Here is a 26475-nt window from a genome sequence, read left to right on the forward strand (position 1 = left end):
CCGGCATTTCGAGCCGAACTCGCCGGGCCGTCCGCAGCCTCGCCGCGGCTGGACGCGCGCCCAGAGAGGCTCAGAGAGCCCTGATGTTGTCGACGAGCCAGCCGTCGTCGCTCTTGACCATCGACACCGAGATGCGGTTGGCGAAGACCGTGGGCTGCTTGGCGGCTCCGACGAGCCGGGCCTGGTCGAGGAACACCAGCACGTTGACCTTGGACGGTGAGCACTCGTCGCCGCAGGCCAGCGGCGCGGCCTCGAGGGCCTCGGCCTTGACCACGATCCTGCGATTGGCCGTCACCTCGGTCAGCGCGGGCGCGACCTTGTCGAAGTCCTTGGCGAACGAAGGGGTCATGAGCGCCTTGGACGCCGACACGTGCTCGTCGAGCTGGTCGGAGCTGAACGAGAAGATCGTTGTGGCGGCGGTGCTCGCTGCCGACACCGCCTGCTCGCGCGAGGTCTCGAGGGCCTCGTTGCCGCCCTCGCCGCGTACGTTCTGCACACCCATGACGGTCAGCAGCACGCCGGCGACGATCGCCACCAGCGCGAGGAGCATGGCCGGGAGCAGCCGGCGCAGGTCGAGGTCGGACCCGCTGCCCGAGTCGGCGTCAGCCGCGGGCGCGGCCGTCTTGGCGGGACGCGTCTTGGGGCTTGCGACGGTCCGGGCGGGAGGTGCGGCCGGCGGAGCGGCCTTCTGCAGGGCCGCCTTCTTGGCGGCAGCCTTGCGCGCCGGCACCTTGGGGACGACCGGCTTGGCCGCCGGGGCGGCGGGCTTGTTCTCCCCCGCGATGCGACGGCGGCGGACGGGGCCGTTCGGGTCGCTCATTCGGCACCGCCCTCGGTGGCGGTCGGGCCCGTGCTGGGCACCGGCTCGGCGACGGCATCGGACGCGGCCACGCTCTCGAAACCGGCGACCAGCCACTCGCCCTTGGTCTTGGTGAGCGACAGCTTCCAGCGGAAGTGCCGCAGCACCGCCGCTGCGGCGTCGGTGTTGGTGATCTTGGCGTCGACCGCGACGATCGCCACGGCGGAGTCCTTGTCGATGGTCTGCACCGCGGTGCCCAGCACCTTGGCGTCCCCGCTCTTCTGCTTCTTGGACTCGAGTGCCTTGAAGACGGCGTCGGTGATCTTGACGAACTGGTCGTTGTACTTCGGCGTCAACAGGCCCTTGAGGCGCTGCTGGTAGTCCTCGAGCTCGACGACGTCGTAGGTGTTGTTCGCCACCGCGAAGTCGTTGGCGCGGGAGATGACCGCGTTGCGGTCCTTGGTGTCGCCGTCACCGCCCGACGGGTCCTTGACGAGCAGGATGCCACCGACGACCGAGAGCACCACGCCGAGAGCCGTGACGACCACCAGGAGAGCGATGACTCGGGAGCGGCTGGACCTTTCGGTCACTTCTGAGCCGGGCCGAGCAGAAGCCACTTCCAGGAGTCCTTTCCGTTGGATGCCGACGAGCTCGAGGCCGCGGCCGCGCGGTTCGCGCGATCCGCCTTGCACTCCAGGGGGCGCTCGCCGTTCAACTCAGTCTTGCACGGCTGCCTAGCGATGTGGTTGTCCCGCTTGAGGCAGTCGACCTCGGTGTTGAACGGATCGGGGAAGCGGTCGCTGATGATCGCCTCCTCGCGGCGCTCGAGGTAGCCCGACTCCGGGCCGCCCGTCTGGTCGTAGGTGCAGGTCGCCGTCGTGTCGAGAGCGACCACGCCGAATGTCGCGTTGTAGTTGTCGGTGCCCGGCACCTTGTCGAGCACCGAGAACGAGCCCTCGATCAGGTACGGGTAGAGGATCAGGATCGCCTGGAGCCCCAGGACGTTCTCGGACAGCGGCTTGTTGGCCGTGACGAGGTCACGGATGGCGTTGCCGAGGTCGGCGGAGTTCTCCTCGACCACGGCGTTGAGCGTTGCCGCGCTGTTGCTGCCCTGATCGAACAGGCGTCGCAGGTCTGGATCGGCATCGACGAGGCTGTCCGACAGCAGCGCCAGGTTCTTGGAGAACGTGTTGAGGTCGCCCTGCTTGTCGATCTGGGTCTGCAGAACCGATGCCGAGTTGTTGATCAGGGCCCGGGTCACGTCGATGTTGTCGTCGGCCGCCTGGATGAACTCCGAGGAGGTGTCCAGGATCGTGGACAGGTCCTGCCCGGTGCCCTCGAAGGCCTGGCCCAGCTCGTCGACGACGGTACGCAGGCTGTCGGTGTTGACCGACGAGACCAGGTTGTTGATGTCCACGAGCAGCGTCGTGGTGTCGATCGGGATGCGGGTGTCGCGCAGGGCGATCGCCGAGCCCTTGCGGAGGTAGGGCGCCGCGTTGGTCCGCGGCTGCAGGTCGACGAACTGCTCGCCGATCGCCGACTTGTTGGCCACCACCGCAAGCACGTCGGACGGGATCTTCGGCGCGCTGTTCTCGATGTCGAGCGTTGCCTCGACCCCGTTGTCCTTGAAGTCGAGCTTGCCGACCTTGCCGACCGGGATGCCACGGTAGGTGACCTGGGCGCCGGCGAAGATGCCGCCGGAGTCCTTGAACTGCGCCGACACCGGGAAGCTGCGGTCGACGACGAGTCGGTCGACCTGCGCGTACCGGCCGCCGACGAAGGCTCCGCCCAGCACCGTGACGATCGCGAAGACCACCAGCTGGATCTTGGTGAGTCGGGAGATCATCGTGCCACCGCCGATTCCACGAGAAGTCGTTCCAGGTCGCCGGCCGGCTCGTTGGCCACGGCGGTGCGGCAGGTGCCGAGCAGCGAGCAGATGCCACCACTGCTGGGCGTCGGGGTCGCGGTCGGCTTCGGCGTCGCGGCGCCGCCCGTCCCGCCCGGGGTCTCGCCCTCGGCACCGGAGTCCGGCACGAGACCCGTGACCAGGTCGACCAGGCCCTGCGCCACGTCGGCGTTGCCGGACTCGGACTTGGGGATCTTGACGATGTCCCCGGCCCCGGCCTGTGCGGCGTAGCCCTCGAGGAGGTTGGTCAGCTGGGTCGCACTGATGTCGAGGCCGAGGTCGAGGTTGGCGAAGTCACCGAAGCACACGCCTTCCTTGATCTCCGGCAGCCCCTTGGCAGGATCCGCGTCCTGGCACTTGCCTGATGCCTTGGCGAAGGTATTGCCCACGAATCCGTCGGAGAACGGGTAGGTCAGCAAGGCCTTGGCGGCGTACGCGAGGTCGTCACCGGCCTTCGTGAGGTTCGTGAGGGTCGGCACCAGGGCGCGCAGGTTGGCGACGGTGTCGGCCTTCGAGTCACGGATGACGTCGGTCGCGACGTCGCTGAGCCGCGACAGCGACTCGAGCAGCTTGACCAGGTCGTCGCGCTGGCCGTTGACGACCCGCAACGCGTCGGGCAGGTCGTCGAGCGCTCCGGTGATCGCGGCCTTCTGGTCGTTCGTGGCGATGGCCAGCCGGTTGATCTTCTCGAGGGACGTCAGCAACGCGGCCTTGTTGTTGTCGAGCTGCGTGATGAAGGACGTCGTCGAGCCGATGAGTTCCTTGACCTCGGGCTCGTTGCCGCCTAGGGCGTTGTTGAGCTCCTTGACGATCGTGTTGGTCTTCTCGAGCCCGCCGCCGTTGAACAGCAGTGAGGCGGCACCGAGGACCTCTTCGATCTCGGGGTTGCGGCTCGACCGCTCCAGCGGGATCGTGTCGCCGTTGCCGAGCTGGCCCCGGGCTCCGGTCTTGGGCGGTGCCAGCGAGACGAACTTCTCACCCAGCAGGCTGGTCTGCCGGATCGTCGCCTCGGCGTTGTCGGGCAGCTTGGACTTGGAGTTGACCTCGACCGTGACGACGGCCGTCCAGCCGTTGAGCTTGATGTCGGTGACCTTGCCGACCGCGATGTCGTCGACCCGGACCGCGCTCTGCGGAACGAGGTCGAGGACGTCACGGAAGTGCACCTTGACGGTGTAGGGGTCGTCGCCGACGTCGGCGCCGCCGGGCAGCGGGAGCTTGTAGGGCGAGAACCCGCAACCGCTGAGGACCAGGGCCGCGGCGCTGCCGATGACGCCGGCGCGGAGGAGTCTGAGATTCATGATCACTTCACCGCCAGCATCTCGGCCACGGAGTCGTTGACCCGGCTCGTGTCCATCGGTGTCGAAGGTGCCACTGCCGCGCGCGGCAGGGGGACCTGGCCGAGGACGTCGCTCAGGGTCTTGCAGAGCCCGTCCTGGACCGACTCACCGAGCAGGTTGCACACGAACGTCGCAGGATCCTTGACCGTCCCGGCGATCAGCTCGGGGATGTCGGCGCGGGTGTCGAGTGAGCCGGCCGTGCTGTTGTAGGCCAGTGCGACGTTGGTCAGCGCCGTCGGACCACCGACGGTGACTTCCTCGAGGTCCGTCTTGTGCTTGGCCAGCAGCGCCGCGAGGGAGGCGATGTTGTCGACGTTGCTGCGCAGCTTGCCGCGGTTCTCCTTGACCAGCGAGTTGACCTCGACGAGCGCCAGGCTCAGCTGCTTCAGCGTCTCCTCCAGATCCTCGCGCTCACCGGCCAAGACGGTCGACACCTTGGCCGTGCTGTCGTTGAACGAACGCACGACGGAGTCGTTGGACTTGAGCAGGCTGACGAACTCCTCGACCTCGCGGAGGCTGCCGAACAGCTCGTCCTTGTTGTTGGACAGCGTCGAGCTGAGCTTGCCGAAGTTCTTGATCGTCTCGTTGAGCTGCTGACCCTGACCGTCGAGCTGGTCCGCCGAGCCGTCGATCAGCTTGCTGAGCGAGCCCTCCTTGTTGGCTCCCTCAGGTCCGAGGGCGACCGAGAGGTCGTCGAGGGACTGGTAGACCTGGTCGAGCTCGATCGGGACCGCCGTGCGGTCGATCGACAGGCTCGCGTTGTTCTTCAGGACGGCGCCGCCGTCGTACGCGGGAGCCAGCTGGATGAACCGGTCGCCGACGATCGACGGCGAGACCACGACGGCCTTGACGTCGTCGGGCAGCTTGACGTCGCCGGAGTAGGAGACCTTGACCCGCACCACGTCACCGCGGGGCGTGAGCTCCTCGACCTTGCCCACCGGCACGCCGAGGACCTTGACGTCCGAACCCTTGTAGACCGAGTTGGTCCGCTCGAAGTCGATCGTGATGTAGCGCTTGCCGTCGCCGTTGTTGAGCACCAGGGCCACGGCGGCCAGCAGCGCGAGCACGACCAACACCGTGAGCACCTTGGAGATGCCGGCGAACCGCTGCGCCATGCCGGATGGACTCATCAGCTGCCCCCTCCCAGAAGTGCGTCCTCGATCTGCTTGCGGATGCCGGCGCCCGAGGCGGCGCCACCGAGGTAGGTGTCGAACCAAGGACCGGTGCCGAGCGCGTTGGAGAACACCCGGAGGAACGCGGGGTAGAGCCGCAGGGCCTCGTCGAGGCTCGCCTCGTTCTTGCGCAGCATCGTGGTCACGACGTCGAGCTGGTCGAGCGCGGGCTTGAGGTTCGAGCGGGTGTCCTTCACCAGGCCACGCAGCTGGGTCGAGATGCTCTGCGTCGAGACGAGCAGGCGGTGGATCGAGTCGCGTCGCGAGCTGATGGCCTCGAACAGCACGTCGGAGTCCTTGAACAGCGTGACGAGCTCGTCGTTGCGCGAGTTGAGGACACCGGAGACCTTCTTGAGGTTGACCAGCAGCGTGTTGATCTGGTCGTCGCGGGCCGCGAGGTTGCGCGACAGGTTCGAGACGCCCTTGATCGCGCCGCGGAACTCCTCCGGCGTGCTCGCCGAGATGTCGGCGAGGGTGTCGAGCGCCTTGGACAGCTCAGGGACGTCGATCTGGTCGGTCGTCCTGCTGAGGTCGGAGAACGCCTGCACGACGTCGTACGGGGGGACCGTTCGCGACACCGGGATGATGGCGCCCTTGGGCAGCTGGCCCGGGCCCTCGGGGGTCAGCGCGAGGAACTCGGCACCGAGGAGCGTACGGACCCGGATGTCGGCCCCGGTCTCGACGCCGAACTTGGTGCCCTTGTCGATCTTGAACGTCACGCGCGCCTTGTTGCCCTTGAGCTCGATGCTCTGGACCTTGCCCACCGAGACGCCGGCGACCCGCACCTCGTCGCCCTTCTTGAGCGCGCCGATCTCGGCGAAGTCGGCGTGGTAGGTGTCACCGCCGCCGATGATCGGCAGGCGATCGGCGCGGAAGGCGCCCAGCATCATGAGGGCGAGGACGGCGATGCCGATGACCCCGATGACGACCGGATTGCGTTCGCGGAATGGCTTCATTGCTGGTACCCCGGCTGTTCACAACGCGGGCCGCCGGCGGCGAGCCCTTCCTCGCCGGCCAAGTTGATCTTGGTCTCGGGCAGGATGCCCGGGATCGCAGGAATCGTGACGCTGCCGCGCACCGTGCACAGGTAGAAGTTGAACTCGGCACCGTTGGACGACGCGTTGCCGATCTTCTGCAGCTTGATGGGCAGGATCTTGATCGACGTCTCGAGCGTGGAGAGGTTCTTCTTCGAGCTGAGGTTCTTGGTCAGCGAGTTGAGCTGCTTGATGTCCTCGGTCAGCGCGGGCCGGCCCTGGACCAGCAGGTCCGAGGTCTCGTCGGTCAGGTCCGAGATCGAGTCGACCGAGTTGAGGATCGCGTCGCGATCGTCCTTGAGCCCCGTCACGAACTGCTGCAGGGTGTCGATCGTCTCGGTGAGCTCCTGGTCGCGGCTGCCGATCGTGTCGAGCACCTCGCTCAGGTTGGTCACGACGTCTCCGATGAGCTGGTCACGACCGGCCAGGGTGTTGGTCAACGAGGAGGTCCGGGCCAGCAGGTTCTCGACGTTGCCGCTCTCCCCCTGCAGGGTCTGGACGATCTCGTACGCGAACTTGTTGGTGTCCGTCGGCGACAGCGCCTGGAAGACCGGCTTGAAGCCGTTGAGCAGCACGTTGAGGTCGAGCGCCTCCTCGGTCCGGCTCTCGGGGATCGTGCTGCCGGCCTTGAGGGTGGTCTTGGCGCCGTCGGCACCCTGCGACAGCGCCATGTAGCGCTGGCCGACCAGGTTGCGGAACTTGATCGTGACGTTGGTGTTGTCGGTCAGTGGAACGTCGGAGTCGACGCCGAAGGTCACGAGCGCCTTGTCGCGCTTGACGATCTCGACCTTCTTGACCGAGCCGACGGCGACGCCGGCGATGCGGACGTCGTCGCCCTTGGCCATGCCGGTCACGTCGTTGAAGACGGCCTTGTACTCCTTGCGGTCACCGAACGAGCCGTTGCCGAGAGTCAGCGCGAGGACCAGGGTCGAGATGCCGGTAAAGGCGAAGAAGAACCCGAGCTTGACCAGCGCGCCCATGGACTCGCGATCGATCTGCTTCATCGGAGCTCCACCGCCGTTCCACGGAGCACGGGGCTGATCAGCAGCGACCCGATGTCGGGGACGGTCGACGGCTGCATGCCGAGCGTGCCGCCGAGCAGGACGTTGAGCTCAGCACGCTCGCTCGCCGAGTCGACGCCGGTGACGCTCGGCTGGACGAGGTCCTGCAGCGAGACGTCGGCTGCGGCCGGGCGGTTGGCGAAGTCGGCAGCCGAGCCGAACTTGGCGTGCGGCTTCTTGATGCCGACCAGCTTGTAGACGTCGGCCGGGATCTTGAACGGGTTCTGCTGCGAGGAGAACTTCTTCTCCCCCGCCGCACTCGCGTTGATCTCGTTGAGGTCGAGGCAGCTCGGCGCGGCGGCGTTGTCGGCCCTGATGTCCTTGCCGCTCTTGGGTGCCGGCCCCGACGTGGCGGCGTCGAACGTCTCCTGCGTCGCCGAGAGGTTCTCGTTGGCGGCGTAGGCGTCCGGCTGCGCGATGATCTCGAGGTTGATGTGCAGCTGGCCGCCGCGGTAGGCGTTGTCGAGGCGCGGGATGAGCGTGTGCAGCGCGGTCAGGAAGCACGGGAACGTCGTCGAGTACTCGCCGACGGTCTCGAGCACCGGGCGACCGTCTCGGTTGAGGGCCTTGATGTTTTCCCCGTTGTCCTTGGTGAACGTGGTCAGGGTGTTGGACAGGGCTGTCGCCTCGTCGAAGAAGGCCGTCAGCTGCGACTTCTTGGCGACGATGGTGTTGCCGGTGACGACGGTGTTGCGCAGCAGGCGGCCGATCTCGGGCATCGCGTCGGCGTAGCCGTCGGACACCGTGCCCAGCTTGGTGAGGTCGTCGATCAGCTGCGGCACGTCGGGGTTGGTCTTCTGCAGGTAGTCGTTGGCCTGGACCAAGGTCTCGCCGAGCTGCTTGCCCCGCCCTTCGAGCGCCGTCGAGACCGCGCTGAGGGTGTACGACAGGTTGGCCGGATCGACCGCGTCGAGCAAGGGGTAGAGGTCGTTGAGCAGTGTCTCGACCTCGATCGGCACCTCGGCCTTGGAGATCGTGTCACCGGCCTGCAGCGACTCCCCGCTCTCGGTGGCGGGCGGGATCAGGGCGACGTACTTCTCGCCGAACAGCGTCTTGGGGATCAGCTGCGCCGTGACGCCCTTGGGCACGTCCTTGATGAACTTGGGGTTCATCGCCAGCAGCAGCTCGACCCCGTCACCGTCGGGCTCGACCTTGCGGACCTCGCCGACGATCATCCCGCGGAGCTTGACGTCGGCGTTCTGCGGCAGGTTGACGCCCGTCGTGTCGGTCTTGAGCGTCACGGGGTCGTAGTCGACGAACGCCTTGGAGAAGAACGCCCACGTCACCCAGAGGAAGAACAGCATCATGGCGATGAAGGCGGCCCCGAGCATCTTGAGAGAGCTGGAGCGTTCGAGCACAGCAGTACGAGGCATGGGTCAGCCCGCCAATCTGACGGTCACGTTGGTGCCCCAGATCGCCATGGAGGCGAGCAGGTCGACGACGTTGATCGCGACGATCGAGGTACGGACGGCGAGACCGACCGCCACACCCACGCCGGCCGGGCCGCCGCTGGCGTAGTAGCCGTAGTAGCAGTGGATCAGGATCACCACGATGGCGAAGATCAACACCTTGGCGAACGACCACAAGACGTCAGTCGGTGGCAAGAACGTGTTGAAGTAGTGGTCGTAGGTGCCCGCACTTTGCCCGTTGAGCTGGGTGACGGTCAATCTGGTCGCCCAGTAGGAGGCCAGCAGACCCACGATGTAGAGCGGCACCACGGCGACGAGTCCGGCGATGACGCGGGTCGTGACCAGGAACGGCAGCGAGGGGATCGCCATGACCTCCAGCGCGTCGACCTCTTCGCTGATCCGCATGGCGCCGAGCTGGGCGGTGAAGCCGCAGCCGACGGTCGCGGCGAGCGCGATGCCGGCCACGATGGGCGCGATCTCGCGGGTGTTGAAGTAGGCCGAGATGAATCCGGTGAGGGCGGCGGTGCCGAGCTGGTCGAGCGCGGCATAGCCCTGGATGCCCACGGCGGTGCCCGTGAAGAAGCACATCGCGAAGATCACGCCGATCGTGCCGCCGATGATCGCGAGGGCACCGGAACCGAGGGCGACCTCGGCGAGCAGGCGGACGATCTCCTTGCCGTAGTCCTTGATCGTGCGCGGGACCGAGGCGATGACGCGTACGTAGAAGAGCATCTGACGACCGAGGTCGTCGAGGAAGCCGTTGAACTTGCCGGGCAGGGCGGCGACCGTGGACAGAGCTGTCTTGTCAGACATCGTCACATCCCCTTCGGCGGCACGAGCTGGATGTAGATCGCCGTCAGGAAGAAGTTGACGATGAAGAGCAACGTGAAGGTGATGACGACGGCCTCGTTGACGGCGTCGCCGACACCCTTTGGGCCGCCCTTGGCGTTCATGCCCTTGTAGGTGGCCACGATGGCTGCGAGGAATCCGAAGATCACGGCCTTGACCATGCCGATGTAGAGGTCCGGGAGCTGCGCCAGGGCAGAGAAGGACGCCACGTAGGCGCCAGGGGTGCCGTCCTGGAGCACGACGTTGAACACGTACCCGCCTGCCACGCCGACCACCGTGACCAGACCGTTGAGGAACACGGCCACGAGCATGCAGGCGAGGACGCGCGGCACGACCAGGCGCTGGATCGGGTCGATGCCCAGCACCATCATGGCGTCGAGCTCTTCGCGGATGCGACGTGCACCGAAGTCAGCGGCGATCGCCGAGCCGGCTGCGCCGGCGATCAACAGCGCGGTGGCGATGGGGCCGGCCTGCTGCACCACGGCCAGGACCGCGGCCGAACCCGTGAACGACTGGGCGCCGAACTGCTTGATCAGGCCGCCGGTCTGGAGGGCGATGACCGCGCCGAACGGGATCGACACGAAGGCGGTCGGGACGATCGTCACCTTGACGATGAACCACGACTGCAGGAGGAACTCCTTGAGCTGGAACGGGCGGCGGAACAACGCCACCACGACGTCCAGCATGAAGGCGAACAGATTGCCGGCAACCCTCGCGGGGCCGGCAACAACGGCACTGCTCACGCAGCACCGCCGGCAGCCAGCGGCATCTTCTCTCCGAAAGAACCGTCAGGGGCGGTCACGCCGTTCTCGCGGCACCAGGCCCCGGGCTCGCGCTGGGCGCGGCGGGGACGGCCGTCGGACGGCTCGAGCTGCAGGGGGACGGGCGGCAGCGGCGGCATCTCGATGCCCTGCTCGGCGGCGAGCTCGTCGGCGTCCTTCTCCTCGGACATGCCGATGGGACCGACGGTCTGGGCGTTGAGGAACTGCGCCACGACGGGCTCCGACGAGGTCAGCAGCATCTCGCGGGGACCGAACATCGCCAGGTGCCGGTGGTAGAGCAGGCCGATGTTGTCCGGCACGGTGCGCGCCGTGTTGACGTCGTGCGTCACGATCAGGAACGTCGCGTCGATCTGCGCGTTGAGGTCGATGAACAGCTGGTTGATGTAGGACGTACGGACCGGGTCGAGGCCCGAGTCGGGCTCGTCGATCAGGAGAATCTCGGGATCGAGCACGAGGGCACGGGCCAGGCCGGCACGCTTGCGCATGCCGCCGGAGATCTCACCGGGCAGCTTGTTCTCGGCACCGACCAGACCGGTCAGCTCCATCTTGTCCATGACGATCTGGCGGATCTCGGACTCGGACTTCTTGGTGTGCTCGCGCAACGGGAACGCCACGTTGTCGAACAGGTCCATGGAGCCGAACATCGCGCCGTCCTGGAACAGCACACCGAACAGCTTGCGGATCTCGTAGAGCTCCTTCTCGGAGCAGTTCGCGATGTCGGTGCCCTCGATGAAGACATGGCCCTCGTTGGGCTTGAGCAGACCGATCAGCGTCTTGAGGAACACCGACTTGCCGGTTCCGGACGGGCCGAGCATCACGGAGATCTCACCAGCAGGAAGGGTCAGCGAGACGTCCTTCCAGATGAGTGCGCTGCCGAACTTCTTGGTCAGCCCCTCGACGACGACTTCAACGCCCACGGTCGGCCCCTCCTTGCTTGCCGTGGTCTGCCGGCGATTGCCGACCGAACTACCTCATCCTAGGCCGGTGTGACCGCGGACACAGGGTGTAACGAGATATGTGATCCGAGGTTACGTTCTTGTGGCCCTTCGTGACCCGCCAGTAACCACTGGAAGGATCCGGTGAAACATACCTCATGTAACTCGGAGTGACAATCGTGAGCCACGTCACGCCGGACAGACAAAAGCGCCCCTCCCGAAGGAGGGGCGCTCTTGACGAGGAGTCAGCGACGAGTCACTTGACGGTGACGCTGGCGCCGGCGGCCTCGAGGGCCTCCTTGGCCTTGTCGGCAGCTTCCTTGTTGGCCTTCTCGAGAACAGGCTTCGGGGCGCCCTCGACGAGGTCCTTGGCCTCCTTGAGACCGAGGCCCGTGATCGTACGGACTTCCTTGATGACCTGGATCTTCTTCTCGCCGGCACCCTCGAGGATGACGTCGAACTCGTCCTGGTCAGCAGCAGCCTCACCACCGGCGGCAGCGCCACCGGCAGCAGGAGCGGCAGCCGCGGCAACCGGAGCGGCCGCGGTGACGTCGAACGTGTCCTCGAACTCCTTCACGAACTCGGAGAGCTCGATGAGGGTCATTTCCTTGAATGCATCCAGCAGATCGCCGGTGCTGAGCTTCGCCATGGGGGCGTCCTTCCGTTATTGAGACCCCGAGGGGGTCCCGATGTGAATCGGGCTTTCAGCCCTCGGTCGTCTCGGCGTCGGCAGACGCTTCGACAGGGGCGGCGTCGGCGGGTGCCTCGGCCGGAGTTTCTGCTTCCGCCGACTCGGCCGCGGGGGCCTCCTCGACAGGGGCGGCAGGCGCGGGGCCGGCTGCCAGAACCGACGGGTCGCTCTCGGCCTTCGCCTGCAGGGCACCCAGAACTCGGGCGGCCTGCGACAGCGGGGCGTTGAACAGCGACGCGGCGTTCGTCAGGCTGGCCTTCATGCCACCTGCGAGCTTGGCGAGGAGGACCTCGCGCGACTCGAGGTCGGCCAGCTTGTTGATCTCGTCAGCGGTGAGGATCTTCCCGTCGAGGAAGCCTCCCTTGATGATGAGGGGCGTGTTGGCCTTCGCGAAGTCACGCAGACCCTTGGCCGCCTCGACTGCATCGCCCTTGATGAAGGCGATGGCGGTCGGACCGGTGAGCAGATCGTTGTCGATCTCCACTCCTGCGTCCTTGGCGGCGATCTTGGTCAGCGTGTTCTTGGCGACGGCATAGCTCACGTTCGCACCGAGAGTGCGCCGCAGTTCCTGCAGCTGCTTCACGGTGAGACCGCGGTACTCGGTGAGAACAGCGCCATTCGACTCGCGGAAGCTTTCTGCGAGCTCGGCAACGGCGGCTGTCTTGTCCGGGTTTGCCATGGGTCTCCTTCCAGCACATGGGTCCATCCGACGACTGCGACCCCATGTGCGTACACGGGCCCGACACGAAAAAACGTCCCGGCGCAAGGCACGGGACGTTGAGTGAACCAACATTCGCAACCTGCGCGGGCCGCCCTTCCGGGCGCTTCGTGCGACTCAGGAGAGTCACCGACCAGCGGTCTTCGGTAGGTCCAGAATAGGGCACGGCCGGACGGCGACCAAATCGTCGCCGGCCGGCCGGCCCGCGATCACGCCTGGGGAGTGGGCACCTGGCCCAGCTGGCTGATGTCCTTGTCGGAGATCTCGTCGGCCGGGGGCGCCTCGACGTCGACCGGCTCGCCCCACTTGGAGTAGTTCATCGTCGACTTCGAGCCCGCGAGCTCGAACTCCATGCGACGCAGCAGGTCGTCCGAGCCGACGTACATCGTGTAGACGATCGTCTCCGGGACCTGGCTCCGTGAGGCTGCGGGCAGGTCCTTGAAGGCCTTGATCTTGGTCGTGTCGACCTTGACGACGTACGGCTGGGCGTCGACGCCGTCGATCTTCTGCGGCTCGCCCTTCTTCTCGAACGACGTCACCGCGTCCTTGAACTGGTCCATCTGCTTGGCCGGGTCCATCTGGTCCATGATCTGGCCGTACTGCTTCGCGAACGGGTTGCTCTTGTCGTTGAGGTCGATCTTGAGGTACTTGTCCTCGGTCATCGCCCCCATGTTCATGTACATGATCTCGTCGACCAGGCGCATGTCGAGCTGCGTGCCGCCCATGTCCATCGTCATGGACAGGGCACTGTCGGCGGCGGTCTCGCCGACCGCGACGTCACCCTCGGCCTCGATCTCCTGGCCGCCGACACCGATCGTCATGGTGACGTGCGCCGACTTCGCCTTGGCCTGCGACTGGGCGAGGACCTGGGAGAAGTTGGCCTGGGTCAGCGACGTCTTGCCGCCGCCGCCGGTGTTCGTGGACTCGTTCTTGTCGCCGGAGTCGTCCTTGCCGCCGCAGGCCGACAGCGTCAGGCCGGCGACGAGGACGAGGGAGGCGATCGAGGAGAGCTTGCGTGAGATCGTCATGCCACGAGCATATGAGCCCGACAGCATGTCCGAAAGCCGGGGGCGGGCTCAGGCGCTCGCGGCGAACGGGTTCTTCGTCGTCACGTCTGCGCCCATGGACCCACCCCCACGAACGACACCGGCCCCACGCCGACGTGTGACGTCAGCATAGGGCCGGCTCGAGAGTCGTGCGGAGGCTCAGGCCTCGTCGACGGCGTACGACTTGGTGCGGCTCGGGTCGACCGGGACGCCGGGACCGTTGGTCGTGGAGACCGTGATCTTCTTGACGTAGCGACCCTTGGAGCTGGCGGGCTTGAGACGCAGGACCTCGTCGAGCGCGGCGCCGTAGTTCTCGGCGAGCTGCTCGGCGGAGAACGACGCCTTGCCGATCACGAAGTGCAGGTTGGCGTGGCGATCGACGCGGAACTCGATCTTGCCGCCCTGGATGTCCGACACGGCCTTGGCCACGTCGGTCGTGACGGTGCCCGTCTTGGGGTTGGGCATCAGGTTGCGCGGGCCGAGGACGCGGCCGAGACGACCGACCTTGCCCATCATGTCCGGCGTCGCGACGACGGCGTCGAAGTCGAGCCAGCCCTCGTTGACCTTGTCGACCAGCTCGTCGGCACCGACGAAGTCGGCTCCGGCCTCACGTGCGGCTTCGGCGTTGGCGCCGGTGGCGAAGACCAGGACCCGTGAGGTCTTGCCCGTGCCGTGGGGGAGGTTGACGGTGCCGCGCACCATCTGGTCGGCCTTGCGGGGATCGACGCCGAGACGGATCGAGACGTCCACGGTCGAGTCGTACTTCTTGCTCCCCGACTCCTTGGCCAGCGTCGTGGCCTGGAGCGGCGTGTAGAGGTTGTCCTTGTCGATCTTTTCGGCGACCTGGCGGTACGCCTTGCTGTGCTGTGCCATCTCTGGTCTTCCTTCTGTTGAACCAGTTGTGGTCTGAACGGGCCCAGCGGGCCCTGCCACGTACTGCTGGGTGAGTGGTGCGGTCAGTCCGTCGTGACGCCCATCGAGCGCGCAGTGCCCTCGACGATCTTCATGGCGGCGTCGATGTCGGTCGCGTTGAGGTCCGGCATCTTGGTCGTGGCGATCTCGCGGATCTGGTCCTTGGAGATCTTGCCGACCTTGTCCTTGTGCGGAACGGGCGAGCCCTTCTGCAGGCCGGCAGCCTTCTTGATCAGCTCGGCCGCGGGCGGCGTCTTGGTGATGAAGCTGAACGTCCGGTCTTCGTAGATCGTGATCTCGACCGGGACGACGTTGCCACGCATGGCTTCTGTGGCCGAGTTGTAGGCCTTGCAGAACTCCATGATGTTGACGCCGTGGGGGCCGAGCGCGGTGCCGACTGGCGGCGCCGGGTTGGCCATACCGGCCTGCAGCTGCACCTTGACGATGGCTGCGACTTTCTTCTTGGGAGGCATTTCTCGGGTCCTTTTAAATGGGTGTTGCGGGTAGTTCGTTCGGGCTCTGCGATCGCTGCGCGATCACACCTTCTGGATCTGCGTGAAGCTGAGCTCGACCGGGGTCTCGCGACCGAAGATCTCCACGAGGGCCTTGACCCTCTGTGCGTCGACGTTGATCTCCGTGATCGTCGCGTGCAGCGTGGCGAACGGGCCGTCGACAACCATGACGGAGTCGCCGACCGAGAAGTCGGTGAACTCGACCTTGGAGGCCTTCGCCTGCTGCTGGTCGGGGGCGTCGGCCGCGGTCGCGACCTCTGCCTCCACTGCCGGGGCGAGCATGCTCTCGACCTCGGCAAGACTGAGGGGCACGGGCTGGTGGGAGTTGCCCACGAAGCCGGTGACGGAGGGAGTGTGGCGGACGACGCCCCACGACTCGTCGGTCAGGTCCATGCGAACCAGGACGTAGCCGGGGAGCACGGTGCGCTTGACCAGCTTGCGCTGACCGTTCTTGATCTCGGCAACCTCTTCGGTCGGGACGACGACCTCGAAGATGTAGTCCTCGGCATTGAGCGACGTCACCCGGTTCTCGAGGTTGGACTTCACCCGCTTCTCCATGCCGGAGTAGGTGTGGACGACGTACCAGTCGCCGATCTGGTTGTGCAGGCGGTCCTTGAACTCCTGGAGCGCGTCGACGACCGGCTCCTCGCCGTCGGCCGCCTCGGGCTGCGCAGCCTCGTCGTCGGTCATGACGTCGTCCTCGGCCTCGGCGCCCAGCGTGGGATCGGGGACGGTCGCTTCCGCGACGTCGTCGTCGGACGCCGGGATGGAGGCCGAGGCCTCCGCGGTGTCGCCCTCGTCCTCGGCAGCAGGGGTCGACGGCTCGAGCTCTTCGACCTCGTCGGTCTCGGAGCTGGTCTGCGGGTCGATGCCTTGAGTCACAAAATTCCTTTGGTTGCTACGCGAAGATCCAGAACGCGGCCTTGCCGAACCCGTAGTCGAGTCCAGCGACGATGGCCATCATGACGAGCACGAACACGAGAACGACCCAGAAGTAGTTGATCACCTGGGGGCGAGTCGGCCAGACCACCTTGCGGAGCTCGGCGATCACCTGACGGTAGAACGTGATCGGCGACGTGCGTTTGCCGGACGTGCCGGCCAGCTCGTGACGGTCGCTCACGGTACTCCTTCGTTGTTCTTCATGGACATGTCTCGCAGGGCACGAGGGACTTGAACCCCCAACCTTCGGTTTTGGAGACCGATGCTCTGCCAGTTGAGCTAGTGCCCTCAGTCAATTTCGCCTCGACGCCAACCCGGCTTCGGGCATGACGATCTAGGGTGAAATCTCACCGGTGCGTCAAGTGTACGTGGTGCGGCCTGCCCTCGTCGAACCGAGGCCGATAGGCGGAGAACCTGAGAGGTTCCTCATGTTTTAGCATGGGTCCATGCCCCCCGCACCCAGCATCTCCTACTCGATCACGATCCGCCTCGAAGTGCCCTCAGGCGGATCGGCGGTCAGTGAGCTGACGACGACGGTCGAACGTACCGGTGGCATCGTCACGGCCCTCGACGTCACCGCCTCGGGTGCCGAGGCCCTCCGCATCGACCTCACGTGCGCGGCGTCCGACACCGACCACGCGGCCCTCATCGTCTCGGCGCTGGAGGCCATGAGCGACGTCAAGGTCGAGAAGGTCTCGGACCGGACGTTCCTCATGCACCTCGGCGGTGTCATCGAGACCGCGACCAAGCACCCGCTGCGCAACCGCGACGACCTCTCGATGATCTACACGCCCGGCGTCGCTCGCATCTGCATGGCGATCGCGGCCGACAAGGAGGACGCCCGTCGCCTGACGGTCAAGCGCAACAGTGTCGCCGTCGTGAGCGACGGGTCGGCCGTGCTGGGCCTCGGCAACATCGGCCCCCATGCGGCGATGCCGGTCATGGAGGGCAAGGCCGCGCTGTTCAAGGGCTTCGCCGACATCGACGCGTGGCCGATCTGCCTCGACACGCAGGACGTCGACCAGATCGTCGAGACCGTCGCCGCGATCTCGCCCGGGTTCGCGGGCATCAACCTCGAGGACATCTCGGCTCCGCGCTGCTTCGAGATCGAGGCCCGGCTCCGCGAGCGCCTGGACATCCCGGTCTTCCACGACGACCAGCACGGCACCGCCGTGGTCGTCCTGGCCGCGCTCCGCAACGCGCTGCAGGTCGTGGGCAAGGACATCGGCTCGGCCCGCGTCGTGCTGGCCGGCGCCGGCGCAGCCGGGACGGCGGTGCTGAAGGTCTTGATGCACGCCGGCGTCGAGCACGTCGTGGTGTGCGACGTGCACGGCGTCGTGCACGAGGGGCGGGACGGCCTCGACGACTCGTTGCAGTGGATCGCCGACCACACCAACGCCGATCAGGTCACCGGCACGCTGCGCGAGGTCCTGCCCGGCGCCGACGTCTTCATCGGGGTCAGCGCGCCCAACGTCCTGACGGCTGAGGACGTCGAGTCCATGGCGGACGGCTCGATCGTCTTCGCGCTGGCCAACCCCGACCCCGAGATCGACCCGGCGATCGCCCGCGAGCACGCCCGGGTCGTCGCCACGGGACGCTCGGACTATCCCAACCAGATCAACAACGTGCTGGCCTTCCCCGGCATCTTCCGTGGCCTGCTCGACGCCCAGAGCCACGGCATCGGGATGGACATCCTCCTCGCGGCCGCCGAGGCGATCGCCGGCAGCGTCTCGGCGGACGAGCTCAACGCCAACTACATCGTGCCGAGCGTGTTCCACGCCGACGTCCACAAGCGGGTGGCGGCGGCGGTGCGCAAGGCCGCCGAGGCGGCAGACCGGGAGTAGGTGCGCCGGTGGCAGTATGACTGCTGTGCCCTTGGACCCCACCGATCGTCGTCCGATCTCGGCACTGCCCAAGGCCCACCTCCACCTCCACTTCACGGGGTCGATGCGGCACGGCACGCTGCTCGAGCTGGCCGAGCGCGACGGCATCCGCCTCCCTGCCTCGCTGAGCGAGGACTGGCCGCCCCAGCTCAGCACGGCCGACGAGAAGGGCTGGTTCCGTTTCCAGCGCCTCTACGACGTGGCGCGGTCCGTCCTCCGCACCGAGGACGACGTACGGCGACTGATCCTCGAGGCGGCTCAGGACGACGCGGCCGACGGATCGGTCTGGACCGAGATCCAGGTGGACCCGTCGGGCTACGGTGCCCGGTTCGGTGGCATCACGGCGTTCACCGACCTCGTCATCGACGCGGTGCGGGACGCCTCCGAACGCGCCGACATCGGGCTCGGCCTGGTCGTGGCGGCCAACCGCACCCGCCACCCGATGGACGCCCGGACGCTCGCCCGCCTGGCGGCCCAGTACGCCGGCCGCGGGGTGATCGGCTTCGGGCTCTCCAACGACGAGCGCCGCGGCGACACCGCCTCGTTCGGCCCGGCGTTCGCGATCGCCGAGCGCGCCGGCCTCGCACTGGTCCCGCACGGTGGGGAGCTGCGCGGGCCCGCCCACATCACCCAGTGCCTCGATCACCTGCACCCCGACCGACTGGGCCACGGCGTGCGCGCCGCCGAGAGCACGGCGGTGCTCGACCGACTCGCCACCGACGGCGTGGCGCTCGAGGTCTGCCCCACCTCCAACGTCTCGCTCGGGGTCTACAGCACGCTCGAGGAGGTCCCCGTCCGGACGTTGACCGAGGCGGGCGTGGACGTGGCGCTCGGCGCCGACGACCCCCTGTTGTTCGGCTCCCGGCTCGCCGGCCAGTACGCCGTCCTGCGGGCCGCCCAGAACTTCACCGACGCCGAGCTCGCCGAACTCGCCCGGATGTCGATCCGCAGGTCGTACGCTCCTTCAGACACCGTGAGGGCGACCCTCACGAGCATCGACGACTGGGCCTCGGGTCCGGCGAGAGCGGAAGGGTGCGGGTCATGACGTACCAGCAGCCGTACGCCTACCCGTATCCCCCGCGACCCGCGCGGCTGCCCGCGCACCCACGCGCCACGACCGCGTTGGTGCTGGGCATCGTCGGTGTGGCGGGCTTCTTCATCCTGGTGCTGCCCGTCATCGTCTCGCCGCTGGCCTGGTACTACGGCGCCATGGCGGAGCGTGAGGCCGAGCGGGAGCCCGGGCGCTACCGGCGCGCCGGCGAGGCCAGGGCGGGCATGATCCTCGGCATCATCGGCACGGCCCTGCTCGGGTTCGCCGTCCTGCTGCTGGTGGTGATCGGCACCCTGACCGTGGTCGGCGCCACCTACGACGCGGGATACGGCACCTGAGCGCTCCGGCTGTGCGAGGGTGAGGCCGTGAGCGACCAGGGACCGCAGCCGCCTCGCCACTACCCTTACGTCCCGCAGCCCTCCCATCCGCAGTCCACGACGGCGCTCGTCCTCGGGATCGTCGGCCTGTCCGCGTGCCAGCTCGTCGCACCCGTCGCCTGGGCGATCGGCAACAAGGCCGTGAGGGAGATCGACGCCAGCCAGGGTGCCTACGGGGGACGCAGCGAGGCCAACGCCGGCAGGATCCTCGGCATCGTCGGCACGTGCCTGATCGGCGCGGTGGCTCTGCTCTTCCTCGCGATGCTCGGGCTGGGCTTCGTCTTCGACGCCGATGCGGACTACTCCATCGGCGGTCTCCTCTGAGCCTGCCAGAGCCTCAGGCGCCGGTCGTCCGATGTGCAAGGGTGTTCCCATGACCGAGGAGCAGCCAGGGAACGCGTACGATCCGCCGCCCCCGGGTTACCAACCCCCACCCGGCTCCTACGGCCAGCAGCCGCCCAACTGGGGCAGTGCCTATCCCCCGCCACCGCAGTACCCGCCGCCGGGATACGGCCCGCCCCATCCCGGATTCTCACCGCCACCGCCCAAGCACGGGCAGGCGACCGCGGCCATGATCTTCGGCATCGTGAGCCTCGCGGGGCTCGTCACCTGCTTCCTGCCGATCCTGCTCGCGCCGGTCGCCTGGATCCTCGGCGCGAAGGCGGTCAAGGAGATCGACGCCAACCCCGGCGCCTACAGCGGTCGCGGCGAGGCCAGCGCCGGCAAGATCATGGGCATCGTCGGCACGTGCCTGCTGGTGCTCGCGCTCCTGGTGGTGACGGTCATCATCATCATCGGTGTCAACGGCGGGTTCGACGACGATCCGTACTACGACGACCCCTACTACTCCGACAGCATCGTCGGGATCCTGCGCTAGCTCAGAGCTCGCACCCGACCAGCACGGGCTCGTTGACGAGCGTGATGCCGTACGCCTCGCGCACGCCGTCACGCACCTCGCGAGCCAGGTCCAGGAGCTCTGCCGTGGTGGCACCACCGCGGTTGGTCAGTGCCAGCACGTGCTTGGACGACAGCCTTACGCGGCCGCGCGTCAGTCCCTTGTCGAAGCCCGCGTGGTCGATGAGCCACGCTGCGCTGGTCTTGATCGAGCCGTCGGGCTGGGCGAAGCGCGGCGCCTCCGCCGGCAGCGAGTCAGCCTGGTCGGGCGTCAGCAGCGGATTGGTGAAGAACGAGCCGGCACTCCAGGTGTCGTGGTCGTCGGGGTCGAGCACCATGCCCTTGCCACGGCGCAGCTCCAGCACCGCCTCGCGCACCTCGGCGGCAGGAGCCCGCTGGCCGATCTCGACGCCGAGGACACGGGCGAGCTCGGCGTACGCGACGGGAGCGCCGAGCTCACCGAGCCGGAACTGGAAGGCGACCGACAGCACGAGCCAGCGCTGCGGCTCGGCCTTGAAGCGGCTCGTGCGGTAGCCGAAGGCGCAGTCGACGGCGTGGATCGTGCGGACCTTGCGCTCGAACCGGTCGTAGGCACGGACGGTCGCGATCGTCTGGGCGACCTCCTGGCCGTACGCCCCGACGTTCTGGATGGGCGTCGCGCCGGTCGAGCCGGGGATGCCCGAGAGTGCCTCGATACCGACCCAGCCCTCGTCGACGGCGCGGGCGACGAGCGCGTCCCAGGGCTGTCCGGCGGCGACCGTCACCATCGCACCGCTGCACGCGTCGGAGTCGACCGTGACACCGCGGGTGGACACCCGGATGACCGTGCCGGGAACGCCTTCGTCGGCGACCACGAGGTTGCTCCCGCCGGCCACGACCAGGATCGGGTCACCGGCCTCGTCCGCCACGCGCACGGCGTCGAGGAGCTGCTGCTCGGAGGTCGCGTCGATGACGGCCTTGGCGGGGCCGCCGAGGCGCAGCGTCGTCAGCTCGGCGAGGTCCATGGCGGCGACGCTAGCAGCGTCCAACACGACGAAGGCTCCCGCCTGCCGGAGCAGGGGGAGCCGTCGTTCGCATGATCTGGGTCAGCGCGTCTCGCGGTGCACCTGGTGGGTCTTGCAGCGCGGGCAGAACTTTTTGAGGTCGAGACGATCGGGGTCGTTGCGACGGTTCTTCTTGGTGATGTAGTTGCGTTCCTTGCACTCGGTGCAGGCCAAGGTGATCTTGGGGCGAACGTCTGAGCTCTTGCTGGCCACGGGGGTGCCTCTTCTTGATCGGTGGTGCTGAAGGTCGTACGTCTGGCAGTGATGCGGTAGCTGGGGCGGGACTCGAACCCGCGACCCCACGATTATGAGTCGTGTGCTCTGACCACCTGAGCTACCCAGCCGCACCGGGCACGAGTTGCCTCATGACCGAAGGACTCCTGATGCTGCGAGTCCAGAGCCCCTTTACGGAATCGAACCGTAGACCTTTTCCTTACCATGGAAACGCTCTGCCGACTGAGCTAAAGGGGCAAGCCGACAGCCAAAGATACAGGGTGAACCGCCCCGGGACGAAATCGGGGGCCCGGCTCAGACCACGTAGCCGACTGGGCGGTTGATTCTCCACCGAATGGCGGCGTATTCGGTGGAAGATCCACCGCTCGCGGCGGGGACGGGGTGGTGCTCAGGTTGCAGCAGCAGCGAGCTTCGAGGGCCACGTGGGACCGCCGTAGATGAACCCCGTGTAGCCCTGGACGAGGTCTGCTCCCGCTGCCAGACGCGCGCGTACGTCGTCGGGAGTCGTGACTCCCCCGACGGCGATGATCGCCAGCCGATCACCCACCCGCGACCGCAGTCGTACGAGCACCTCGGTGGCGCGCTGAGCCAGGACGGGACCGGACAGGCCGCCGGCTCCCGCCGCCTCGACCATCTCGCGGGGAGACGCCAACGACTCGGGGCGCGCGATCGTCGTGTTGGTCGCGCTGATGCCCGCGAGCCCCAGCTCGAGGGCGAGGTCGGCGACCGCATCGACGTCGTCGTCCGCCAGGTCCGGCGCGATCTTGACCAGGAGCGGGACGGACCCCTTGGGCGCCCGGTCGGCGACCTCCTTGACCGCGGCCAGCAGGGGGCGGAGCTCGTCGACCGCCTGCAGGTCGCGGAGGCCAGGCGTGTTGGGCGACGAGACGTTCACCACGAGATAGCTCGCGTAGGGCGCCAGCAGCCGCGCGCTCTCGACGTAGTCGGCGACGGCGTCCTCCGGAGCCACCGCCTTGGTCTTGCCGATGTTGACCCCGATGACGGCGTCGCGGCCGGCCTTGGTGCCGCGCAGCCGGTGCAGCCGCGACGCGACCTCGGCCGCACCGTCGTTGTTGAAGCCCATCCGGTTGATGATCGCGCGGTCCTCGACCAGGCGGAACAGGCGCGGCCGGGGGTTGCCGGGCTGCGCGCGGGCGGTCACGGTCCCGATCTCGACATGGCCGAACCCCAGCGCCAGCAAGGCGGTCACGCCCTTGGCGTTCTTGTCGAAGCCGGCCGCGAGCCCGAACGCGTGGGGAAACTCGATACCCATCACGGTGCGCGGAGCGTACGTCCTGGGGACGAGCAGCTGGGTGCCGGCGCGACCGGCCCGGATCGCGGCGAACCCGCGCTCGTGGGCCTTCTCGGGATCCATCGAGCTGAAGACGGCGTCGAAGAAGGCGCGATAGACCACCTGGTCAGCGTATCGGCCGACCGAGACGGTGGTTCCGGGGCCGCAGTTTGCTCTGCGATTCCGCCATATTCGTCGACTCGGTCCGAACCCGACCAATCCGGGCCGCCGCGCGCAGCGAACCAGGGGTGTGAACACGACAGCGAACGACACCACAGCCCCCTGGTGGGCTGGCGCCCTGTCCGGCGGGCTTGCCGCCGCAGCGGGTGTCGCGGTCGGCACTGCCGCCGCCGCGCTGCTCAACGGAGTGCCGTCGCCCATCGAGTCGGTCGGCAACCGGGCCGTCGACCTCGCTCCGCCGGCCCTCAAGGACTTCGCGATCGACCAGTTCGGCACGAAGGACAAGCCGGTGCTGATCGGCGGCGTCGTCGTCACGCTCGCCCTTCTCTCGATCGTCGCCGGGATCATCGGCCGCAAACGTCCCGTGGTCGCGATCGCCGGCGTCGCTGTCATCGGCATCATCGCGGTGGCCGCTGCCGCGGTCGACAGGACCGCGACCGCCAGTCGCGCCCTCACCCTCGTGCCGTCGCTCCTGACCGTCGCGGTGAGCCTTGCTGCGCTGGTCCTCCTGCTGGGCACCCTCCGACGGGTCCGTGCCAGGCCCACCGGACCCGGCACGGTCGGCTTCGTACGCCGCGACTTCCTCAAGGCCGCCGCCGGCGTGACGGCACTCGTCGTGATCGGCGGCGTCGTCGGCAAGATCTACGGCACCGCCGCAGCCGTCGCCTCCCGCGCCGGCATCACCCTGCCCAAGGCCACCACTCCGGTCGCCGCAGTGCCTGCCGGCACGCAGGTCGACGTCGAAGGCGTCAGCCGCTACGTCACCCCCAACCGCGACTTCTACCGCGTCGACACCGCGCTGCGGATCCCCGACGTCCCGGCCGAGGGCTGGAACCTGCGCCTGCACGGCATGGTCGACAAGGAGCTCAACCTCAGCTTCCGCGACCTGCTCGACATGCCGCTGACCGAGCACCGCATCACGCTGACCTGCGTCTCCAACGAGGTCGGCGGCCCGTACGTCGGCAACGCCGTCTGGACCGGTGTCCTGGTCAAGGACCTGCTGGAGCAGGCCGGCGTGAAGTCCGGCGCCGACGCCATCAAGAGCACCAGCGCTGACCAGTGGACCGCGGGCACGCCTCTCGAGGCGTTCACCGACTCCCGCAACTCGATGGTCGCCATCGGGATGAACGGCGAGCCCTTGCCGCTCGCGCACGGCTTCCCGGCACGACTCGTCGTGCCAGGCCTCTACGGATACGTGTCGGCGACCAAGTGGCTGACGGACCTCGAGGTGACGCGCTTCGCGGACTTCAAGGCGTACTGGACGACCAGGGACTACGACGCCGAGGCACCGATCAAGTTCTCCTCGCGCATCGACGTGCCCCGCTCGTTCCAGGCCTTCCCGGCCGACAAGGTCCGGGTCGGCGGCGTCGCTTGGGCGCAGACCGTCGGCATCGAGAAGGTCGAGGTCCGTGTCGACAAGGGTCCGTGGCAGCAGGCCAGCCTCGGCACCGAGGACACGATCGAGACCTGGCGCCAGTGGAGCTGGGAGTGGGATGACGCCACCCCCGGCAACCACACCCTGACCGTCCGCGCGACCAACAAGGACGGCGACACCCAGACCTCCGAGCGGGCGAGCATTCGCCCGAACGGGACGACCGGCTGGCACAGCGTCCAGTTCCGCGTCGAGTAGCACGACCCCAACCCCAACAAGGAGAGATGAAGATGCGTACAACTGTGAAGACCCTCGCCGTCACGGCGGCTGTCTCGTTGTCGTTGTTCACCGCGGCGTGCGGCTCGAGCGACGACTCGGCGGGCGACCAGCCCAAGGAAGAGACCAGCTCCTCCGCGGCTCCGGCCGACGATCCCGCAGCCGGCCTGGTCGGCCCGGGCTGCGCCGACTACGCGAAGGCCGTCCCGGACGGCGCCGGCTCGGTCAGCGGCATGTCCGAGGACCCGGTCGCCACCGCAGCGAGCAACAACCCGCTGCTCAAGACGCTCGTGGCTGCCGTCTCCGGCAAGCTCAACCCCGACGTCAACCTGGTCGACACCCTCAACGGTGACGAGTTCACGGTCTTCGCCCCGGTGGACTCCGCGTTCGCCAAGCTGGACGCCAAGACCGTGAAGACCCTCGGTACGCCTGAAGGTGCCGAGACCCTCTCGAGCGTCCTGACGTACCACGTCATCCCCGGCCAGATCGCGCCGGACGACATCGACGGAACCCTCAAGACGGTGAACGGTGCCGACCTGAAGGTCACCGGTTCGGGCGACAACATCAAGGTTGGCGGCCAGGCCGGCGTCATCTGTGGTGGCGTCAAGACCGCCAACGCGACGGTCTACCTGATCGACAGCGTCCTCATGCCGCCTGCCTGAGTGCTCGCAGCCTGACGATGGGCCGTCTCCCTCACGGGAGGCGGCCCATTGGCATGTCCGCGGCCCCTTCCACTGTGTGGTGACCTGCGCGCGACGCACCGACCCAGCCCGGCCAGCGGTGACCTAGCGTCCACCTCTCGCCCGGAATTGGACGCCAAGTCACCGCCCGGGACACCCTCCACCGGCCCAGCCCGGCCAGCGGTGACCTAGCGTCCACCTTTCACCCGGAACTGGACGCCAGCCCACCGCCCGGGACGCGACGCACCGTCACCGCCCGAGGCGCGCGCACCGCCCTGGACGGCGTACGGGTCAGCGGCGGGGAGGAAGCGGGAAGAAGCCCGAGGTACGCGCCATGTAGTCGCGGTAGCCGGGCCGCTCGGCCATGTGACGCTCCAGGACGCGCTTGCCCGAGCCGAACGCCAGCAGGTAGACCATGAGGGCGGTGGAGGGGATCGTCAGGACGCCGGGCCAGTGCTCCGCGGTGATGAGGAAGATGCCGACCCAGACGCACGCGTCGCCGAAGTAGTTGGGATGACGCGTGAACCGCCACAGGCCCGAGTCCATCACCGGGCCGCGGTCCGGATCGGCCTTGTAAGCCGCCATCTGGCGGTCGCCCACGGTCTCGAACACGATGCCGACGAGCCAGACGAGGACGCCGACGTACGCGAGCACACCCATGGGCTCGGAGGTGAGGGAGCCGACGACGAGCGGCATCGCAACGATCAACGCGATGACGCCTTGGAGGCCGTAGACCATCATGACGACCCCGAGCTCGCCGCGGCCCTCGAGCAGCTGGGCGTACCGGGGATCCTCACCGTGCCCGCGGCTCCGCATCGCCATGTGCCACGCGAGGCGCGACCCCCAGACGAGGGTCATCGCCAACAGCAGCCAGCGACGCGTGTCGTCGCCCTCGCCGGCCGACACGATGAAGCTCGCGATGGCGACGCAGCAGAACAGCAGCCCCCACGTGACGTCGATGACGTTGTGCCGGTGGACCTTCTTGGCCACCGCGTACGTGATCGCGAGGGTCACGAGCACGGCCGCTGCCGCGAGGGCCAGCGTGTCGAAGAAGGCGTCTGCGGGGATGTTGCTCATGGAAGTGCCCTCCGG

29 protein-coding genes and 3 tRNA genes are annotated in these 26475 nt (G+C 67.7%); 7 read left to right on the plus strand and 25 right to left on the minus strand.

The features are described 5' to 3' along the window. Nucleotides 1-70: 70 nt before the first annotated feature. From AB0N22_RS10025 to AB0N22_RS10115, 19 genes are all read right to left on the minus strand, one after another. Entirely contained in the window at nucleotides 71-820 is a 750-nt protein-coding gene (locus AB0N22_RS10025) for a hypothetical protein (protein ID WP_364638946.1), read from the minus strand. Then, nucleotides 817-1389 carry a hypothetical protein gene (locus AB0N22_RS10030; protein ID WP_364638948.1) on the minus strand — a complete coding sequence of 191 codons (573 nt, stop codon included), beginning with the start codon at nucleotides 1387-1389 and terminating at the stop codon, nucleotides 817-819. The genes AB0N22_RS10025 and AB0N22_RS10030 overlap by 4 nt, the downstream gene beginning before the upstream one ends. Further along, a complete protein-coding gene (locus tag AB0N22_RS10035) occupies nucleotides 1386-2645 on the minus strand; it encodes an MlaD family protein (protein ID WP_364638951.1) in 1260 nt (419 codons plus the stop codon). Before AB0N22_RS10035 ends, AB0N22_RS10030 begins: the two co-directional genes overlap by 4 nt. After that, nucleotides 2642-4003 (minus strand): MCE family protein, encoded by a 1362-nt coding sequence (locus AB0N22_RS10040; protein ID WP_364638954.1) that lies wholly within the window; start codon nucleotides 4001-4003, stop codon nucleotides 2642-2644. Before AB0N22_RS10040 ends, AB0N22_RS10035 begins: the two co-directional genes overlap by 4 nt. A 2-nt stretch (nucleotides 4004-4005) precedes the next feature. Further along, nucleotides 4006-5172 (minus strand): MlaD family protein, encoded by a 1167-nt coding sequence (locus tag AB0N22_RS10045; protein ID WP_364638957.1) that lies wholly within the window; start codon nucleotides 5170-5172, stop codon nucleotides 4006-4008. Next, the gene (locus tag AB0N22_RS10050) at nucleotides 5172-6170 is read right to left on the minus strand and encodes an MCE family protein (protein ID WP_364638960.1); all 999 of its coding nucleotides are present in this window, start codon (nucleotides 6168-6170) and stop codon (nucleotides 5172-5174) included. The genes AB0N22_RS10045 and AB0N22_RS10050 overlap by 1 nt, the downstream gene beginning before the upstream one ends. Continuing rightward, complete coding sequence (locus AB0N22_RS10055) at nucleotides 6167-7252, minus strand: MCE family protein (protein ID WP_364638963.1); 1086 nt, start codon at nucleotides 7250-7252, stop codon at nucleotides 6167-6169. The genes AB0N22_RS10050 and AB0N22_RS10055 overlap by 4 nt, the downstream gene beginning before the upstream one ends. Beyond that, nucleotides 7249-8682, minus strand: coding sequence for an MCE family protein (locus tag AB0N22_RS10060; RefSeq protein ID WP_364638966.1), 1434 nt, complete (start codon nucleotides 8680-8682; stop codon nucleotides 7249-7251). Before AB0N22_RS10060 ends, AB0N22_RS10055 begins: the two co-directional genes overlap by 4 nt. Before the next feature lie 3 nt (nucleotides 8683-8685). After that, a complete protein-coding gene (locus tag AB0N22_RS10065) occupies nucleotides 8686-9531 on the minus strand; it encodes an ABC transporter permease (protein ID WP_364638969.1) in 846 nt (281 codons plus the stop codon). Nucleotides 9532-9533: 2 nt separating this feature from the next. After that, nucleotides 9534-10253, minus strand: coding sequence for an ABC transporter permease (locus tag AB0N22_RS10070; RefSeq protein WP_364638972.1), 720 nt, complete (start codon nucleotides 10251-10253; stop codon nucleotides 9534-9536). A gap of 53 nt (nucleotides 10254-10306) precedes the next feature. Next, nucleotides 10307-11266 (minus strand): ABC transporter ATP-binding protein, encoded by a 960-nt coding sequence (locus AB0N22_RS10075; RefSeq protein ID WP_364638975.1) that lies wholly within the window; start codon nucleotides 11264-11266, stop codon nucleotides 10307-10309. A 274-nt stretch (nucleotides 11267-11540) separates the two neighbouring features. Further along, the gene (rplL, locus tag AB0N22_RS10080; RefSeq protein WP_159537171.1) at nucleotides 11541-11933 is read right to left on the minus strand and encodes a 50S ribosomal protein L7/L12; all 393 of its coding nucleotides are present in this window, start codon (nucleotides 11931-11933) and stop codon (nucleotides 11541-11543) included. A 55-nt stretch (nucleotides 11934-11988) separates the two neighbouring features. Beyond that, nucleotides 11989-12654, minus strand: coding sequence for a 50S ribosomal protein L10 (gene rplJ, locus AB0N22_RS10085; protein WP_364638979.1), 666 nt, complete (start codon nucleotides 12652-12654; stop codon nucleotides 11989-11991). A 248-nt stretch (nucleotides 12655-12902) separates the two neighbouring features. Continuing rightward, nucleotides 12903-13721, minus strand: a complete 819-nt coding sequence (locus AB0N22_RS10090) for an LppX_LprAFG lipoprotein (RefSeq protein WP_364638983.1) — start codon at nucleotides 13719-13721, stop codon at nucleotides 12903-12905. Between the two features lie 177 nt (nucleotides 13722-13898). Next, entirely contained in the window at nucleotides 13899-14612 is a 714-nt protein-coding gene (rplA, locus tag AB0N22_RS10095) for a 50S ribosomal protein L1 (RefSeq protein ID WP_364638986.1), read from the minus strand. An 83-nt stretch (nucleotides 14613-14695) separates the two neighbouring features. Further along, complete coding sequence (rplK, locus tag AB0N22_RS10100) at nucleotides 14696-15124, minus strand: 50S ribosomal protein L11 (protein WP_056209536.1); 429 nt, start codon at nucleotides 15122-15124, stop codon at nucleotides 14696-14698. 63 nt (nucleotides 15125-15187) lie between these two features. Next, a complete protein-coding gene (gene nusG / locus AB0N22_RS10105; protein ID WP_364638989.1) occupies nucleotides 15188-16045 on the minus strand; it encodes a transcription termination/antitermination protein NusG in 858 nt (285 codons plus the stop codon). Between the two features lie 16 nt (nucleotides 16046-16061). Further along, on the minus strand, nucleotides 16062-16283 hold the full coding sequence (gene secE, locus AB0N22_RS10110) for a preprotein translocase subunit SecE (protein WP_332662203.1): 222 nt from the start codon (nucleotides 16281-16283) through the stop codon (nucleotides 16062-16064). A 35-nt stretch (nucleotides 16284-16318) separates the two neighbouring features. Then, nucleotides 16319-16391, minus strand: a tRNA-Trp gene (locus AB0N22_RS10115). A gap of 157 nt (nucleotides 16392-16548) precedes the next feature. Between AB0N22_RS10115 and AB0N22_RS10120 the strand changes: the two genes are divergently transcribed. Genes AB0N22_RS10120 through AB0N22_RS10140 form a run of 5 tightly spaced genes read left to right on the plus strand, consistent with a single transcriptional unit; the run spans nucleotide 16549 to nucleotide 20290 of the window. Further along, nucleotides 16549-17946 (plus strand): malic enzyme-like NAD(P)-binding protein, encoded by a 1398-nt coding sequence (locus AB0N22_RS10120; RefSeq protein ID WP_364638992.1) that lies wholly within the window; start codon nucleotides 16549-16551, stop codon nucleotides 17944-17946. Between the two features lie 25 nt (nucleotides 17947-17971). Continuing rightward, the gene (locus AB0N22_RS10125) at nucleotides 17972-19030 is read left to right on the plus strand and encodes an adenosine deaminase (RefSeq protein WP_364638995.1); all 1059 of its coding nucleotides are present in this window, start codon (nucleotides 17972-17974) and stop codon (nucleotides 19028-19030) included. Next, nucleotides 19027-19374, plus strand: a complete 348-nt coding sequence (locus AB0N22_RS10130) for a hypothetical protein (protein ID WP_364638998.1) — start codon at nucleotides 19027-19029, stop codon at nucleotides 19372-19374. Before AB0N22_RS10125 ends, AB0N22_RS10130 begins: the two co-directional genes overlap by 4 nt. A 27-nt stretch (nucleotides 19375-19401) precedes the next feature. Next, nucleotides 19402-19737, plus strand: coding sequence for a DUF4190 domain-containing protein (locus AB0N22_RS10135; protein WP_364639001.1), 336 nt, complete (start codon nucleotides 19402-19404; stop codon nucleotides 19735-19737). A 49-nt stretch (nucleotides 19738-19786) separates the two neighbouring features. Beyond that, complete coding sequence (locus AB0N22_RS10140; protein WP_364639004.1) at nucleotides 19787-20290, plus strand: DUF4190 domain-containing protein; 504 nt, start codon at nucleotides 19787-19789, stop codon at nucleotides 20288-20290. A 1-nt stretch (nucleotide 20291) separates the two neighbouring features. On the opposite strand, the gene AB0N22_RS10145 is transcribed toward AB0N22_RS10140, so the two are convergent. From AB0N22_RS10145 to AB0N22_RS10165, 5 genes are all read right to left on the minus strand, one after another. After that, complete coding sequence (locus AB0N22_RS10145) at nucleotides 20292-21338, minus strand: UDP-N-acetylmuramate dehydrogenase (RefSeq protein WP_364639007.1); 1047 nt, start codon at nucleotides 21336-21338, stop codon at nucleotides 20292-20294. A gap of 54 nt (nucleotides 21339-21392) precedes the next feature. Beyond that, on the minus strand, nucleotides 21393-21563 hold the full coding sequence (gene rpmG / locus AB0N22_RS10150) for a 50S ribosomal protein L33 (protein WP_055964149.1): 171 nt from the start codon (nucleotides 21561-21563) through the stop codon (nucleotides 21393-21395). A 57-nt stretch (nucleotides 21564-21620) separates the two neighbouring features. Then, nucleotides 21621-21694, minus strand: a tRNA-Met gene (locus AB0N22_RS10155). Nucleotides 21695-21748: 54 nt separating this feature from the next. Then, nucleotides 21749-21821, minus strand: a tRNA-Thr gene (locus AB0N22_RS10160). Between the two features lie 151 nt (nucleotides 21822-21972). Continuing rightward, complete coding sequence (locus AB0N22_RS10165) at nucleotides 21973-22998, minus strand: quinone-dependent dihydroorotate dehydrogenase (protein ID WP_364639011.1); 1026 nt, start codon at nucleotides 22996-22998, stop codon at nucleotides 21973-21975. A gap of 127 nt (nucleotides 22999-23125) precedes the next feature. Here AB0N22_RS10165 and AB0N22_RS10170 point away from each other — a divergent pair, with 127 nt between their 5' ends. Both AB0N22_RS10170 and AB0N22_RS10175 read left to right on the plus strand, forming a co-directional pair. Next, entirely contained in the window at nucleotides 23126-24685 is a 1560-nt protein-coding gene (locus AB0N22_RS10170; RefSeq protein ID WP_364639014.1) for a molybdopterin-dependent oxidoreductase, read from the plus strand. A 32-nt stretch (nucleotides 24686-24717) separates the two neighbouring features. Next, complete coding sequence (locus AB0N22_RS10175) at nucleotides 24718-25365, plus strand: fasciclin domain-containing protein (RefSeq protein ID WP_364639017.1); 648 nt, start codon at nucleotides 24718-24720, stop codon at nucleotides 25363-25365. A gap of 309 nt (nucleotides 25366-25674) precedes the next feature. Here AB0N22_RS10175 and AB0N22_RS10180 read toward each other — a convergent pair whose 3' ends face one another. After that, nucleotides 25675-26460 carry a DUF1295 domain-containing protein gene (locus AB0N22_RS10180; RefSeq protein WP_364639020.1) on the minus strand — a complete coding sequence of 262 codons (786 nt, stop codon included), beginning with the start codon at nucleotides 26458-26460 and terminating at the stop codon, nucleotides 25675-25677. Between the last annotated feature and the right edge of the window lie 15 nt (nucleotides 26461-26475).

The organism is Aeromicrobium sp. NPDC092404, assembly GCF_040684095.1.
GTDB lineage: Bacteria > Actinomycetota > Actinomycetes > Propionibacteriales > Nocardioidaceae > Aeromicrobium.

Bases quoted from the DNA above. Each gene is read 5' to 3' on its own strand.
- AB0N22_RS10025 (WP_364638946.1), bottom strand. From the start codon at position 820: ATGAGCGACCCGAACGGCCCCGTCCGCCGCCGTCGCATCGCGGGGGAG.
- AB0N22_RS10035 (WP_364638951.1), bottom strand. From the start codon at position 2,645: ATGATCTCCCGACTCACCAAGATCCAGCTGGTGGTCTTCGCGATCGTC.
- AB0N22_RS10040 (WP_364638954.1), bottom strand. From the start codon at position 4,003: ATGAATCTCAGACTCCTCCGCGCCGGCGTCATCGGCAGCGCCGCGGCC.
- AB0N22_RS10045 (WP_364638957.1), bottom strand. From the start codon at position 5,172: ATGAGTCCATCCGGCATGGCGCAGCGGTTCGCCGGCATCTCCAAGGTG.
- AB0N22_RS10050 (WP_364638960.1), bottom strand. From the start codon at position 6,170: ATGAAGCCATTCCGCGAACGCAATCCGGTCGTCATCGGGGTCATCGGC.
- AB0N22_RS10055 (WP_364638963.1), bottom strand. From the start codon at position 7,252: ATGAAGCAGATCGATCGCGAGTCCATGGGCGCGCTGGTCAAGCTCGGG.
- AB0N22_RS10060 (WP_364638966.1), bottom strand. From the start codon at position 8,682: ATGCCTCGTACTGCTGTGCTCGAACGCTCCAGCTCTCTCAAGATGCTC.
- AB0N22_RS10065 (WP_364638969.1), bottom strand. From the start codon at position 9,531: ATGTCTGACAAGACAGCTCTGTCCACGGTCGCCGCCCTGCCCGGCAAG.
- AB0N22_RS10070 (WP_364638972.1), bottom strand. From the start codon at position 10,253: ATGCTGGACGTCGTGGTGGCGTTGTTCCGCCGCCCGTTCCAGCTCAAG.
- rplL (WP_159537171.1), bottom strand. From the start codon at position 11,933: ATGGCGAAGCTCAGCACCGGCGATCTGCTGGATGCATTCAAGGAAATG.
- rplJ (WP_364638979.1), bottom strand. From the start codon at position 12,654: ATGGCAAACCCGGACAAGACAGCCGCCGTTGCCGAGCTCGCAGAAAGC.
- AB0N22_RS10090 (WP_364638983.1), bottom strand. From the start codon at position 13,721: ATGACGATCTCACGCAAGCTCTCCTCGATCGCCTCCCTCGTCCTCGTC.
- rplA (WP_364638986.1), bottom strand. From the start codon at position 14,612: ATGGCACAGCACAGCAAGGCGTACCGCCAGGTCGCCGAAAAGATCGAC.
- rplK (WP_056209536.1), bottom strand. From the start codon at position 15,124: ATGCCTCCCAAGAAGAAAGTCGCAGCCATCGTCAAGGTGCAGCTGCAG.
- AB0N22_RS10120 (WP_364638992.1), top strand. From the start codon at position 16,549: ATGCCCCCCGCACCCAGCATCTCCTACTCGATCACGATCCGCCTCGAA.
- AB0N22_RS10130 (WP_364638998.1), top strand. From the start codon at position 19,027: ATGACGTACCAGCAGCCGTACGCCTACCCGTATCCCCCGCGACCCGCG.
- AB0N22_RS10140 (WP_364639004.1), top strand. From the start codon at position 19,787: ATGACCGAGGAGCAGCCAGGGAACGCGTACGATCCGCCGCCCCCGGGT.
- AB0N22_RS10175 (WP_364639017.1), top strand. From the start codon at position 24,718: ATGCGTACAACTGTGAAGACCCTCGCCGTCACGGCGGCTGTCTCGTTG.
- AB0N22_RS10180 (WP_364639020.1), bottom strand. From the start codon at position 26,460: ATGAGCAACATCCCCGCAGACGCCTTCTTCGACACGCTGGCCCTCGCG.